Below are 13054 nucleotides of genomic sequence, written 5' to 3' on the forward strand. Positions count from 1 at the left end.
CGACTCTCGTCGGGCTTTTTTTTAACCGTCCAGCGCCGCCAGCGCTTCCGGCAGCGTCGGATAAAAGTGCAGTTTCCCTTCGATCGGCTGTACCCGCGCCCGCGCCAGCGTTTTCAGCGGCTGGAACGGAATATCCGTGATCGCCAGCCGCTTGCCGGCCGGCAGCTCGTCGATAAAGCGCTGCAGGGCGCTCAGCCCGCCGGCGTCCAGCACCGGCACCGCATCCCACTGCAGCACGATCACCTGATACCCTTCGCTGCGCGCCAGCAGCTCGGTAAAGATGCGTTCGGCGGCGGCGAAGAACAGCGGTCCGTTGACCCGCAGCACCAGGCGGCCGCGGTCGGCGCTCAGCTCGCTCAACCGGGTCATGCGGGCGATGCGCCGCATGAACAGCAGCGAAGCCAGCACTATGCCGACGGTAATGGCGATCACCATATCGAACAGTACCGTCAGCGACATGCACAGCAGCATCACCAGAATGTCGTCCTTGGGCGCCCGGCGCAGCAGATACACCACCTTATGCGCCTCGCTCATGTTCCAGGCCACCATCAGCAGCAGCGAAGCCATCGCCGCCAGCGGCAGGTAAGACAGCCAGGGCGCCAGCACCAGCAGCGCCAACAGCACCAGCAACGCATGGATGACGGCGGACACCGGCGAGGTGGCGCCGGCGCGCACGTTGGCGGCGGAGCGGGCGATGGCGGCGGTGGCGGTGATGCCGCCGAAGAACGGCGCAATGATATTGCCGGCGCCCTGGCCGATAAGCTCGGTGTTGGAGTGGTGTTTCTTGCCGGTCATGCCGTCGAGCACCACCGCGCACAGCAGGGATTCAATCGCCCCCAGCATCGCCATCGAGAATGCCGCCGGCAGCAGGGCGGAGAGGGTGTGCCAGCTCAGCGAAAAGGGTTTGCCGTCGCCGCCCGGCAGTTCCCAGGGCAAGACCAGCTGCGGCAGGATCGGCGGAATGCCCTGGCCGCGGCCGCCGTCGGCCAGCAGGTAGCTGAAGCGGGAGCCGATGGTCGCCACCGGGTGGTCGAACAGCGCCAGCGCGCCCATCAGCGCGGTGCCCGCCAGCAGCGCCGGCAGGTGACCCGGCACCCGCAGGCCGAGTTTCGGCCAGAAAATCAGGATCAGCAGCGTGACGGCGCCGATCAGCGTGTCGCCGACGTCCAGCGTCGGCAATGCCTGCAGCAGGGCCAGCAGCTTGCCGACGTAGTTTTCCGGCACCTGCTCCAGCTGCAGGCCGAAGAAGTCCTTGATCTGCATGGTGCCGATGGTAATGGCGATGCCGGAGGTAAAGCCGAGGGTGACCGACAGCGGAATATACTCGATCAGCCGGCCAAAGCGCGCCAGCCCCATAATCACCAGGAACAGCCCGGAGAGCAGGGTGGCGATCAGCAGCCCGGCCAGGCCGAACTGCTGCGATACCGGGTAGAGGATCACCACAAAGGCGGCGGTAGGGCCGGAGACGCTGTAGCGCGAGCCGCCGCTGACGGCGATGACGATACCGGCGACGGCGGCGGTGTACAGCCCGTACTGCGGCGGCACGCCGCTGGCGATCGCCAGCGCCATGGCCAGCGGGATGGCGATGATGCCGACCGTGACGCCGGCGATGGCGTCTTTCAGCAGGCGTTGCAGGGTATAAGGTTCCCGCCAGCAGGCGTCGATCAGTGCGCTGAAGGGGCGAATTCTGTTGATTTCATGCGTTTTCATCTAAGGTGCAAACCAAATCTTTAAAAGAGAAAGGAATGGCGGGCCAGATGAGGTCCGTCGCGTCGCGTCAGGTCATACCATACGCCCATTGGCCGAAGGATTACCAGACCTGCATCAAATTGGCGCGGGAAAAGAAATGCGCGGGTTTTGTCATGGCGGGCATTTGATTTTACCCAGCCAGGCCGCGTATCCGGCGGCCGTGGCGGGGGATTTAAAGTGGTTTTTGGCGCTTAGTGGACGGCGGGTAAGGATAATCCGAGAAACTGGGCCAGAGTGCTGACCAGCAGGTGGTGGTCCTCCAGCTGCGGCGCGCCGGAAATGCTGACGCTGCCGATGCAGCCGACGCCGCTCAGGTTGAGCGGGAAAGCGCCGCCGTGCACCGAATAGTCGCGCACGCTCAGACCGTATCGCTCTTCCAGCGTCGATTGCCGCTGCTGCAGCCGCAGGCCGATGGCGTAGGAGCTTTTGTGGAAATGCTTCACCACGTTGCGTTTGCGCCGCACCCAGTCGGCGATATCCGGCGTGGCGCCGGGCATGGCGTAATAAAACAGCGTTTGCCCGGCCAGTTGGATTTCGATGGCGATCGCCAGGCGGCGCTGCTCCGCGGCGGCTTTGAGCGCCGCGCCCAACGCCCAGGCGGTGGTATGGTCGAAATGGCTGAAGGTCAGCGCCGCTTCCTGTTCGCTGAGCGCGCGCAAATCATCGTCTAAAGTCATGGCGGTCCCCGTTAATCTTGGCGATCGAAAGAGTATCCCGAACGCCAGGCGTGGAGATAGACGCCTTGGCGATAAGATAGAACCGCAACGTCGGGGGCCGACGCGGCCAGATATGCTGCGGGGAGTGCCCCGGCGTTGCCGCCGGGGGGCGGATCAGATTGCCAGGGTATGCTCGCGGAAGGCGCTCAGCAGATCTTCGACAAACTTCAGGCGTTTCTGCCGATCGGTCAGATCGAGCATGAATTTCAGCTTGCTCGGCCCGTCCAGGCGATAAACCTGCGGATTGCTCTGCAGCAGGCCGATCAGATAGCCCGGATCGACGCGGTTCTTGTCGCCGAACTCGATAAACCCGCCGCGTTCGTTGCCTTCGATGCGCTTGATGCCCAGCGTCTGCGCGTGCTGGCGCAGCGCCGCGCTTTGCAGCAGGTTGCGCGCCGGATCCGGCAGCAGGCCGAAGCGGTCAATCAGCTCCACCTTCAGCTCTTCCAGCTCGCCGTCGCGTTTGGCGCTGGCGATGCGCTTATAGAACGACAGCCGAGTGTTGACGTCTGGAATGAAGTCGTCCGGCAGCAGGGCCGGCATGCGCAGCTCCACTTCGGTCTGGCTGCTGGTGAGATCTTCCAGCGATGGCTCGCGGCCGTTTTTCAGCGCGTCGACCGCACTTTCCAGCAGCTCCATATACAGCGAGAAACCGACGGTGGTCATCTGGCCGCTCTGGTCTTCCCCCAGCAGTTCGCCGGCGCCGCGGATTTCCAGGTCATGGGTGGCCAGCGCGAAGCCGGCGCCCAGGTCTTCCAGCGAAGCGATGGCCTCCAGCCGCTTGTGGGCGTCGGTGCTCATGGCCTTGGGATTCGGCGTCAGCAGATAGGCGTAGGCCTGATGGTGCGAACGGCCGACGCGGCCGCGCAGCTGGTGCAGCTGCGCCAGCCCGAAGCGGTCGGCGCGTTCGATGATGATGGTGTTGGCGCTGGGAATGTCGATGCCGGTTTCGATAATGGTGGTGCAGACCAGCACGTTGAAACGCTGGTGATGGAAGTCGTTCATCACCCGTTCCAGATCGCGCTCGCGCATCTGGCCGTGGCCGATGGCGATGCGCGCTTCGGGCACCAGCTCCGCCAGCTTCTGCGCCGCCTTTTCGATGTTTTCCACGTCGTTGTACAGGTAGTAGACCTGCCCGCCGCGCAACACCTCGCGCAGGATCGCTTCGCGCACCACCAGGCTGTCGTATTCGCGCACGAAGGTCTTCACCGCCAAACGACGCGCCGGCGGGGTGGCGATAATCGACAGATCGCGCATGCCGCTCATCGCCATGTTCAGCGTGCGCGGGATCGGCGTGGCGGTCAGCGTCAGGATGTCCACGTCGGCGCGCATCGCCTTGATGCGTTCCTTGTGGCGCACGCCGAAGCGGTGTTCTTCATCGACGATCAGCAGCCCCAGGTCTTTCCAGCGCAGATCGCTCTGCAGCAGCTTGTGGGTGCCGATGATGATGTCGACCTTGCCGTCGACCGCGTCGTCCAGCACCTGCTGCTGCTCTTTGGCGCTGCGGAAGCGCGACATCATCTCGATGCGCACCGGCCAGGTGGCGAAGCGATCGCGGAAGTTGTCGAAGTGCTGCTGGGCCAGCAGGGTGGTCGGCACCAGCACCGCCACCTGCTTGCCGTTTTCCACCGCCAGGAAGGCGGCGCGCATCGCCACTTCGGTTTTGCCGAAGCCGACGTCGCCGCACACCAGGCGATCCATGGCCAGCGGTTGGCACATGTCGCTCAGCACGGCGTTGATCGCCTGCTCCTGATCGGGGGTGGTCTCGAACGGGAAGGTCTGGCAGAACAGCTGATACTGTTCGCGGTCGTGTTTAAAGGCGAAGCCGGTCTTGGCGGCGCGCTGGGCGTAGATGTCCAGCAATTCGGCCGCCACGTCGCGCACCCGTTCGGCGGCTTTTTGCCGCGCGCGGGTCCAGGCGTCGCCGCCCAGCTTGTGCAGCGGGGCGTTTTCATCCGCGCCGCCGGCGTAGCGGCTGATCAGGTGCAGCGAAGACACCGGCACGTACAGCTTGTCTTCACCGGCGTAGGACAGGATCAGGTATTCGGCCTTGATGCCGCCGGCTTCCAGCGTGGTCAGGCCGACATAGCGCCCGACGCCGTGCTCCAGGTGCACCACCGGCTGGCCGGGATGCAGCTCCGCCAGGTTGCGGATCAGGGTATCGGTGTTGATGGTGCGGCGGTTGTCCTGCCGGCGGCGGCTGACGCGCTCGCCCAGCAGATCGCTTTCGCAGATCAACGCCCGGTTGCGCATGCCGTCGAGGAAACCGCGCTCGGCAGCGCCGACCATCATGTAGCGGCCGGCCGGCTGCGCCTGATCCAGATGCTGGATCAGCGAGGTGCCGAGCTTGATGCGGCCGAGCAGGTCCTGCAGCGTTTCGCGCCGGCCCTCGCTTTCGACCGAGAAAATCACGCTGCCGTCGAAGCCCTCGATAAAACGGCGCAGGTGGTCCAGCGGCGCCTTGTTCTGCGCCTGCACCGCCAGATCCGGCAGAGTGCGGTAGTCCAGATTGGTGTTGCCGGCCCTGGTCGGCAGGTCTTCGGTTTTCAACGCCATGCGCGGCCAGGCTTTCAGCTCGCCGAACAGCGCATCGACGCGCAGCCACAGGGTGTCCGGCGCCAGCAGCGGGCGCATCGGATCGACGCGGCGGTTTTCGTAACGCTGGTTGACGTCCAGCCAGAAACGCTCGGCGGCGCTCTCCAGATTGCCGGTGTTGACGATCAGGGTGTTGGCCGGCAGGTAGCTGAACAGCGACGGCAGCGGCTGGCTGAAGAACAGCGGCTGCCAGTATTCGATGCCGGCCGGCCAGGTGCCTTTGCTGACCTGCTGGTAGATGTGTTCGGCGTCGCGCCGCACCTCGAACTGCTCGCGCCACTGGCTGCGGAACAGCTCGATGGCGTTTTTGTCGGTCGGGAACTCGTGGGCCGGCAGCAGGTTGATGGCGTCCACTTCGTTCAGCGTACGCTGGGTGTCGACGTCGAAGGTGCGCAGGCTGTCGATCTCGTCGTCGAAGAAGTCGATGCGGTAGGGCTCTTCGCTGCCCATCGGGTACAGATCGAGCAGCGCGCCGCGGGTGGCGAACTCGCCGTGCTCCATCACCTGATCGACGCTGCGGTAGCCGGCCTGTTCCAGCTGGGCGCGCAGTTTGTCGCGCGACAGGCGCTGGCCCTTTTTCATCACCAGCGCGTGGCCATGCAGGAACTCGTGCGGGCAGACGCGTTGCATCAGGGTATTGACCGGCAGGATTATCACGCCGCGCACCATGGTCGGCAGGTGATACAGGCTCGACAACCGGGCGGAGATGATTTCCTGATGCGGCGAGAAGCTGTCGTACGGCAGGGTTTCCCAGTCCGACAGCGTGGTCACCATCTGGTCGGTGAACTGCTGGATCTCGTCGCGCAGCCGCAGGGCATTCTGCATGTCCGGGGCAATCAGCATTACCGGCCCGTTATGGCGTTCGACTATCTCTGCGCACTCCACGGCGCAGGCCGAGCCGGTCAACTGGCCGAGCTGGCGCAGGTCGCCCGTGCGTTCGGGCAGGGAATAACGGGGGGATGAGGAACGGTTACGGCTATCGGAAGTGCTCATTCAGGTATCTTTAATCAATGTGTTAGAGTTCGCCCCGGCACAAATAACAAGCGCCTTTATCCTGGTTATAGTAGCCCAGCGGCCGCCAAACTGACACAGATAAAAGCGCTACGCCTTGATTTTTCGCCTGATATTAACGACGTTAATTTTCGCCGGCCAGAGCCAGGTACTGCCCGATCTTGTCTACGTCGACATTGCCGCCGCTGACGATGACGCCGACCTTTTTACCGCGCAAATCGAGCAGGGCGTTCATCGCCGCCGCGGCCGCCAGGCAGCCGGTCGGTTCGACTACCATTTTCATCCGTTCCATAAAGAAGCGCATTTGCCGGCACAGCTGCGCGTCGCTGACCGTCAGAATGCCCTCGACGCAATCTTGAATAATCGGGAAGGTCAGCCGCCCGACCTGCTGGGTTTGCGCGCCGTCGGCGAGGGTGTTCGGCACCGGAATGCGCACCGGTTCGCCGCGCAAAAAGGCTTGCTGCACGTCGTTGCCCGCTGCGGGTTCTACGCCATACACGCGGCACCCCGGCGACCAGTGCCGGGCCGCCACCGCGCTGCCGGCCAGCAGCCCACCGCCGCCGGTACACACCAGCAGCACGTCCAACGGCCCGACCTCTTCGAACAGTTCTTTGGCCGCGGTGCCCTGGCCGGCGATCACCTGCGGGTAATCGTAGGGCGGCACCAGCGTCAGGCCCCGTTCGGCGGCCAGCCGTTGGGTTATTTCCTCGCGGTCTTCACTGTGGCGCCGGTAGATAACCACGTTAGCCCCATAGCCGCGCGTCGCCGCCAGCTTGGCGGCCGGGGCGTCGTCGGGCATCACGATGGTGGCGCTGACGCCCAGCTCGCGCGCCGCCAGCGCCATCGCCTGCGCATGGTTGCCGGAAGAAAAGGCGATCACTCCGGCGCGCCGCTGCGCCTCGCTCAGTTGAGCGATGGCGTTATAGGCGCCACGAAATTTGAAGGCGCCGACGCGCTGAAAATTCTCGCATTTGAAGAACAGCCGTGCGCCGGTGAGATGATCGGCCTGACGCGAGGTCATCACCGGGGTGCGAACGGCATGCCCGGCAATAACCTCGGCGGCGGTGGAAATATCTGCGGCGGTGATGCAATGGAGCCTTGAACTCATAACGACCTCGCGCGGGGGAAAAGGGGAATTGATTGTCACGAAGTTTTAATTTACTCTTTGTAAAGTTATTGTCAAATGGTTAACTCAATGAGCGATCTCAGGCAGGAAAACGCGCTGTTGCTGCGCGAAGCGGAAAAAATTGTCCAGGCGCTGGGCGCGATGTTCGCCCCGGGGTGCGAGGTGGTGCTGCACGACCTGACCCAGCCGGATCACGCCATCGTCGCCATCGCCAATAATCTGTCCAACCGCCGCATCGGCGACGCCGCGACGGAAATGGGGCTGGAACGCATCGCTTCGCCGGAATTCCCCGACGTGGTGCAGAACTACGCCAGCGCCTTCCCGGACGGCCGCCCGGCCAAAAGCACGTCCATCGGCCTGCGCAACAGCCAGGGGCCTTTGTGGCGGCGATTTGCCTCAATCTGGACGTGTCTATCTTCAACAGCGTCACCGCCATCCTGCAGCAGCTGACGGCGGTGGTGCAAAGCGCGCCGCAGGCGGTTGAGGGCGCTCGTTCGCTGTCGGACATCGCGGCGGTGATCAACGCCTTCGCCGCTTCGCACGCCACCCAACCGCGCGCGCTGTCTTCGGAACAGCGCTTGCTGGTGATCCAACAGCTGAAGCGGCAGGGGTATCTGCAGCTGCGCGGCGCGGCCACCATGGCGGCCGAAGCGCTGGGCATTTCGCGGGTGTCGGTCTATAACCTGCTCAAACGCGACGCCGGGTGAGGCGGCGCCCGGCGCAATAAAAGGCCGCCGGGTGTTCCCTAAACGGGGGAGAGCCTTTATTATCCAAGACTACTTTGCTTAAGCTACGGCAACAAAACGGATTTCATGTATCAACCTGTCGCGTTATTCATTGGCCTGCGCTACATGCGCGGGCGGGCCTCAGACCGCTTCGGGCGGTTTGTTTCCTGGCTTTCCACCATCGGCATCACGCTGGGGGTGATGGCGTTGGTCACCGTGCTTTCGGTGATGAACGGTTTTGAAAAGGATCTGGAGAACAACATTCTCGGCCTGATGCCGCAGGCGTTGATCACCGCCAGGCAGGGGTCGATCAATCCGCAGCAGCTGCCGGCCTCGGCCGCGCAGGGGCTGAAGGGCGTCAGCCGCGTCGCGCCGCTGACCACCGGCGACGTGGTGCTGCAAAGCGCCCGCAGCGTGGCGGTCGGCGTGATGCTCGGCGTCAACCCGGACGAAGCCGATCCGCTGACCCCTTACCTGGTCAACGTCAAACAGCAGCAGCTGCAGCCGGGCCAGTACAACCTCATCATCGGCGAGCAGCTGGCGGGCCAGCTCGGCGTCAAGCGCGGCGACTCGCTGCGCCTGATGGTGCCCAGCGCCAGCCAGTTCACGCCGATGGGCCGCATTCCCAGCCAGCGTCTGTTCACCATCGTCGGCACCTTCCACGCCAACAGCGAGGTGGACGGCTATCAGCTGCTGGTCAATCAGCAGGACGCCTCGCGCCTGATGCGCTATCCGGCCGGCAACATCACCGGTTGGCGCCTGTTCCTGCAGCAACCGCTGACGGTCGACACCCTCAGCCAGCAGACGCTGCCGCAGGGCACCGAGTGGAAAGACTGGCGTGAACGCAAGGGCGAGCTGTTCCAGGCGGTGCGCATGGAGAAAAACATGATGGGGCTGTTGCTCAGCCTGATCGTGGCGGTGGCCGCGTTCAACATCATCACCTCGCTCGGCCTGCTGGTGATGGAGAAGCAGGGCGAGGTCGCCATTCTGCAGACCCAGGGCCTGACCCGCCGGCAGATCATGTCGGTATTCATGGTGCAGGGCGCCAGCGCCGGCATCATAGGTTCACTGCTCGGCACGCTGCTCGGCGTGCTGCTGGCCACCAATCTGAATAACCTGATGCCGATCCTCGGCGCGTTGATCGACGGCGCTTCGCTGCCGGTGGCGGTCGACCCGCTTCAGGTGACGATCATCGCCGTGGTGGCGATGGCGGTGTCCCTGTTGTCCACGCTTTACCCTTCATGGCGCGCTGCCGCCGTACAACCCGCTGAGGCTTTACGTTATGAGTAACCATCTTTTGCTGCAGTGCGACAACCTGTGCAAGACCTATCAGGAAGGCCATCTGCATACCGACGTGCTGCGCAATGTCAGCTTTGCCATGCAGCCGGGCGAGATGATGGCGATCGTCGGCAGCTCGGGCTCCGGCAAAAGCACCCTGTTGCACCTGCTGGGCGGGCTGGATTCGCCGACCTCCGGCGAGGTTATCTTCAAGGGCCAGTCGCTGAACGGCATGTCGTCGGCGGCCAAGGCCGAGCTGCGCAACCGCCAGCTGGGCTTCATCTACCAGTTCCACCACCTGCTGCCGGACTTTACCGCGCTGGAAAACGCCGCCATGCCGCTGCTGATCGGCGGCACCAAGCCGGCGCTGGCGCAGGAAAAAGCCATGGAAATGTTGGCGGCGGTCGGGCTGGAAAAGCGCAGCAAGCACCGCCCCTCCGAGCTGTCCGGCGGCGAGCGCCAGCGCGTGGCGATCGCCCGCGCGCTGGTCAACAGCCCGGCGCTGGTGCTGGCGGATGAACCGACCGGCAACCTGGACAAACGCACCGCAGACAGCATCTTCGATCTGCTGGGCGAACTCAACGTGCGCCAGGGCACCGCCTTCCTGGTGGTGACCCACGATCTGCAGCTGGCCAAGCGTTTGAGCCGCCAGTTGGAAATGGCCGACGGCCACCTGCAGGCGCAGCTGACCCTGATGGGGGCCGAGTAATGGCGGGAGCCTCACTTTCCTTCCTGACGGCCCTGCGTTTCAGCCGCGGCCGCAAACGCGGCGGCATGGTGTCGTTGATTTCGGTGATCTCCACCATCGGCATCGCGCTGGGGGTGGCGGTCTTGATCGTCGGCCTGAGCGCGATGAACGGTTTTGAGCGCGAGTTGAAAAACCGCATTCTGGCGGTGGTGCCGCACGGCGAGATCGAACCGGTGAAGCCGCCGTTCAACGGTTGGCCGTCGATTCTGCAGCGGGTGGAAAAGGTGCCGGGCATTATGGCCGCAGCGCCTTACATCAACTTTACCGGGCTGATGGAAAACGGCGCGCAGCTGCGTGCGGTGCAGGTCAAAGGGGTTAACCCGCAGCAGGAAAGCCGGCTCAGCGCGCTGCCGCAGTACGTGCAGGGCGACGCCTGGGCCAACTTCAAGGCCGGCGAACAGCAGGTGATCCTCGGCAAGGGCGTGGCCGACGCGCTGGGCGTCAAGCAGGGCGCCTATGTCACGGTGATGATCCCCAACAGCGACCCGGAAATGAAGCTGCTGCAGCCGAAGCGCATTCGTCTGCAGGTGACCGGCATTCTGCAGCTCAGCGGCCAGCTGGATCACAGCCTGGCGTTGGTGCCGCTGGCCGACGCGCAGCAGTATCTCGATATGGGTGACAGCGTCACGGGCATCGCCATCAAGGTCAACGACGTGTTCGCCGCCAACAAGCTGGTGCGCGACGCCGGCGAGGTGACCGATTCCTACGTTTACATCAAGAGCTGGATCGGCACCTACGGCTACATGTACCGCGACATCCAGATGATCCGCGCCATCATGTACCTGGCGATGGTGCTGGTGATCGGCGTGGCCTGTTTCAACATCGTTTCCACCCTGGTGATGGCGGTGAAGGACAAGAGCGGCGATATCGCGGTGCTGCGCACCCTGGGGGCCAAAGACGGCTTTATCCGCGCCATCTTCATTTGGTATGGCCTGCTGGCCGGGCTGGTGGGCAGCCTCAGCGGCGTGGTGGTCGGGGTGATCGCCTCGCTGCAGCTGACCAACATCATCAAGGGCATCGAAAAGCTGCTTGGGCATTCATTCCTGTCGGGCGACATCTATTTTATCGATTTCCTGCCTTCCGAGCTGCACTGGCTGGACGTGGCGATCGTGCTGGCGACCGCCATCGTGCTCAGCCTGTTGGCCAGCTGGTATCCCGCCAGGCGCGCCAGCCGCATCGATCCGGCGCGGGTGTTGAGCGGACAATAGACAAAATGGGGAGGCAGAGATGCCGCCCCCTTTTTTTAGCCTGAGGGTGGGTTATGTACTACGGTTTCGATATGGGCGGCACCAAGATTGAACTGGGCGTGTTTGACGAAAATCTGCAGCGCATCTGGCAGAAGCGGGTGCCGACGCCGCGCGAGGATTATTCGCAGCTGCTGGCGACGCTGCGCGATCTGACCCATGAAGCGGATGCCTTTTGCGGCCGGCGCGGCAGCGTGGGCATCGGCATTCCCGGCTTGCCCAACGACGATGACGGCACGCTGTTTACCGCCAACGTGCCGGCGGCGATGGGGCAGCCGCTGCCGCGCGACCTGGCCGAACTGATCGGCAGAGAAGTGCGGGTAGACAACGACGCCAACTGTTTTGCGCTGTCGGAAGCCTGGGACGACGAGTTTCGCCGTTATCCGACGGTGCTGGGCATTATCCTCGGCACCGGCGTGGGCGGCGGGCTGATCGTCAACGGCAAGACGCTGACCGGGCGCAACTATATCGCCGGCGAGTTTGGCCATTTCCGCCTGCCGGTGGACGCTCTGGAGGTGCTGGGACGTGACATACCTCGCGTTGCCTGCGGTTGCGGCCACCAGGGTTGCATAGAAAACTACATTTCGGGCCGCGGTTTTGAGTGGATGTACGCCCACTTTTACGGGCGGCACTTGCCCGCCACGCAGATTATTGCGCATTATCAGGCGGGTGAGCCGCAGGCGGCGGCTCACGTCGAACGCTTTATGGCCGTGTTGGCGATTTGCCTGGGCAATTTGCTGACCATTCTGGATCCGCATTTGGTGGTGATCGGCGGCGGGCTGTCGAATTTTGACGCCATCTACCGCGAGCTGCCGCAGCGCCTGCCGGCGCACCTGCTGCGGGTGGCCAGGCCGCCGCGGATTGAAAAGGCGCGCTACGGCGATGCCGGCGGCGTACGCGGGGCGGCGTTCCTCAATTTGGTACGCCCGAGCTAATTGGCGTTGCCGGCGGGTGACCAACAACGCGGCAACGCCAGGCAAGAAGGGCAGTCAAGGACAAGTAAGGAGAGAGTTAATGCACACTCGCCATCGGCTGTGCCAGTTTCGCAAGAGTAAGCATGTGCTGCATCAGCGCTTTCGTTCACGCATTTTTCACCGTGACACCATGGCGGCGGCCGAGCTGAAAAAGCCGTTTGTCGTGGTGTTGACCGGGGCCGGCATTTCGGCCGAATCGGGCATTCGCACCTTCCGCGCCGCGGACGGGCTGTGGGAAGAGCACCAGGTCGAAGACGTCGCCACGCCGGAAGGCTATCAGCGCGACCCGGCGCTGGTGCAGGCGTTTTACAACGCGCGCCGCCGCCAGCTGCAAACGGCGGAGATCGCGCCCAACGCCGCTCACCGCGCGCTGGCGGATCTGGAAGAGTGGCTGGGGGACAACTTCCTGCTGGTCACGCAGAATATCGATAACCTGCATGAACGCGCCGGCAGCAAGCGGGTGTTGCACATGCATGGCGAGTTGCTCAAGGTGCGCTGCACCAGCTCGGGCCAGGTGTTCGACTGGCCGGAAGATCTCGGCGTCGACGACCGCTGCCACTGCTGTCAGTTTCCGGCGCCGCTGCGCCCGCACGTGGTGTGGTTCGGCGAAATGCCGCTGGGCATGGACGACATCTATCAGGCGTTGGCCAAGGCCGACTTTTTCGTCGCTATCGGCACCTCCGGCCACGTCTATCCGGCGGCCGGTTTCGTGCATGAGGCGCGGCTGGGCGGGGCGTACGCCATGGAGCTGAACCTGGAGCCGAGCCAGGTGGAGAGTCAGTTCGACGAGAAGCATTACGGCCCGGCCAGCGAGGTGGTGCCGCGCTTCGTGCACAAATTCCTGGTGGGCAAGGTGGCGCGAGCGGATCGGCCATAAGGCGTGAGGCG

General features: G+C 64.0%; 9 protein-coding genes and 1 pseudogene. 6 read left to right on the forward strand and 4 right to left on the reverse strand.

Annotated elements, in window-relative coordinates; translation table 11 throughout:
- Positions 1–21: 21 nt before the first annotated feature.
- The 4 genes from dauA to D7I37_RS18065 all read right to left on the reverse strand — a co-directional run bounded on the left by dauA (position 22) and on the right by D7I37_RS18065 (position 7179).
- Entirely contained in the window at positions 22–1710 is a 1689-nt protein-coding gene (gene dauA / locus D7I37_RS18050) for a C4-dicarboxylic acid transporter DauA (protein WP_095097087.1), read from the reverse strand.
- A gap of 230 nt (positions 1711–1940) precedes the next feature.
- Positions 1941–2426, reverse strand: a complete 486-nt coding sequence (locus D7I37_RS18055) for a heme-degrading domain-containing protein (RefSeq protein WP_095097091.1) — start codon at positions 2424–2426, stop codon at positions 1941–1943.
- A gap of 153 nt (positions 2427–2579) precedes the next feature.
- Positions 2580–6053 carry a transcription-repair coupling factor gene (mfd, locus tag D7I37_RS18060; protein WP_129544131.1) on the reverse strand — a complete coding sequence of 1158 codons (3474 nt, stop codon included), beginning with the start codon at positions 6051–6053 and terminating at the stop codon, positions 2580–2582.
- A gap of 142 nt (positions 6054–6195) precedes the next feature.
- On the reverse strand, positions 6196–7179 hold the full coding sequence (locus D7I37_RS18065; protein ID WP_095097096.1) for a threo-3-hydroxy-L-aspartate ammonia-lyase: 984 nt from the start codon (positions 7177–7179) through the stop codon (positions 6196–6198).
- Positions 7180–7266: 87 nt separating this feature from the next.
- Between D7I37_RS18065 and D7I37_RS18070 the strand changes: the two are divergent.
- The 6 genes and pseudogenes from D7I37_RS18070 (at position 7267) to cobB (ending at position 13043) form a co-directional block, all read left to right on the forward strand.
- Positions 7267–7904, forward strand: a pseudogene (locus tag D7I37_RS18070) (transcriptional regulator).
- Positions 7905–8009: 105 nt separating this feature from the next.
- The gene (gene lolC / locus D7I37_RS18075; protein WP_061800550.1) at positions 8010–9212 is read left to right on the forward strand and encodes a lipoprotein-releasing ABC transporter permease subunit LolC; all 1203 of its coding nucleotides are present in this window, start codon (positions 8010–8012) and stop codon (positions 9210–9212) included.
- Complete coding sequence (gene lolD / locus D7I37_RS18080; RefSeq protein ID WP_061800548.1) at positions 9205–9909, forward strand: lipoprotein-releasing ABC transporter ATP-binding protein LolD; 705 nt, start codon at positions 9205–9207, stop codon at positions 9907–9909. Before lolC ends, lolD begins: the two co-directional genes overlap by 8 nt.
- Positions 9909–11156 (forward strand): lipoprotein-releasing ABC transporter permease subunit LolE, encoded by a 1248-nt coding sequence (gene lolE / locus D7I37_RS18085; RefSeq protein ID WP_061800546.1) that lies wholly within the window; start codon positions 9909–9911, stop codon positions 11154–11156. The genes lolD and lolE overlap by 1 nt, the downstream gene beginning before the upstream one ends.
- Positions 11157–11209: 53 nt before the next feature.
- On the forward strand, positions 11210–12127 hold the full coding sequence (gene nagK / locus D7I37_RS18090; RefSeq protein ID WP_061800544.1) for an N-acetylglucosamine kinase: 918 nt from the start codon (positions 11210–11212) through the stop codon (positions 12125–12127).
- A gap of 79 nt (positions 12128–12206) precedes the next feature.
- Positions 12207–13043, forward strand: a complete 837-nt coding sequence (gene cobB / locus D7I37_RS18095) for a Sir2 family NAD+-dependent deacetylase (protein ID WP_061800542.1) — start codon at positions 12207–12209, stop codon at positions 13041–13043.
- Positions 13044–13054 lie beyond the last annotated feature (11 nt).

Source organism: Serratia sp. 1D1416 (genome assembly GCF_003641105.1).
In the GTDB taxonomy this organism is placed as follows: domain Bacteria; phylum Pseudomonadota; class Gammaproteobacteria; order Enterobacterales; family Enterobacteriaceae; genus Serratia; species Serratia ficaria.

What these genes read in the sequence shown, in the direction of transcription:
- cobB (WP_061800542.1), top strand. Translation starts at nt 12,207, where the DNA reads ATGCACACTCGCCATCGGCTGTGCCAGTTTCGCAAGAGTAAGCATGTG.
- D7I37_RS18065 (WP_095097096.1), bottom strand. Translation starts at nt 7,179, where the DNA reads ATGAGTTCAAGGCTCCATTGCATCACCGCCGCAGATATTTCCACCGCC.
- lolD (WP_061800548.1), top strand. Translation starts at nt 9,205, where the DNA reads ATGAGTAACCATCTTTTGCTGCAGTGCGACAACCTGTGCAAGACCTAT.
- D7I37_RS18055 (WP_095097091.1), bottom strand. Translation starts at nt 2,426, where the DNA reads ATGACTTTAGACGATGATTTGCGCGCGCTCAGCGAACAGGAAGCGGCG.
- lolE (WP_061800546.1), top strand. Translation starts at nt 9,909, where the DNA reads ATGGCGGGAGCCTCACTTTCCTTCCTGACGGCCCTGCGTTTCAGCCGC.
- lolC (WP_061800550.1), top strand. Translation starts at nt 8,010, where the DNA reads ATGTATCAACCTGTCGCGTTATTCATTGGCCTGCGCTACATGCGCGGG.
- dauA (WP_095097087.1), bottom strand. Translation starts at nt 1,710, where the DNA reads ATGAAAACGCATGAAATCAACAGAATTCGCCCCTTCAGCGCACTGATC.
- mfd (WP_129544131.1), bottom strand. Translation starts at nt 6,053, where the DNA reads ATGAGCACTTCCGATAGCCGTAACCGTTCCTCATCCCCCCGTTATTCC.
- nagK (WP_061800544.1), top strand. Translation starts at nt 11,210, where the DNA reads ATGTACTACGGTTTCGATATGGGCGGCACCAAGATTGAACTGGGCGTG.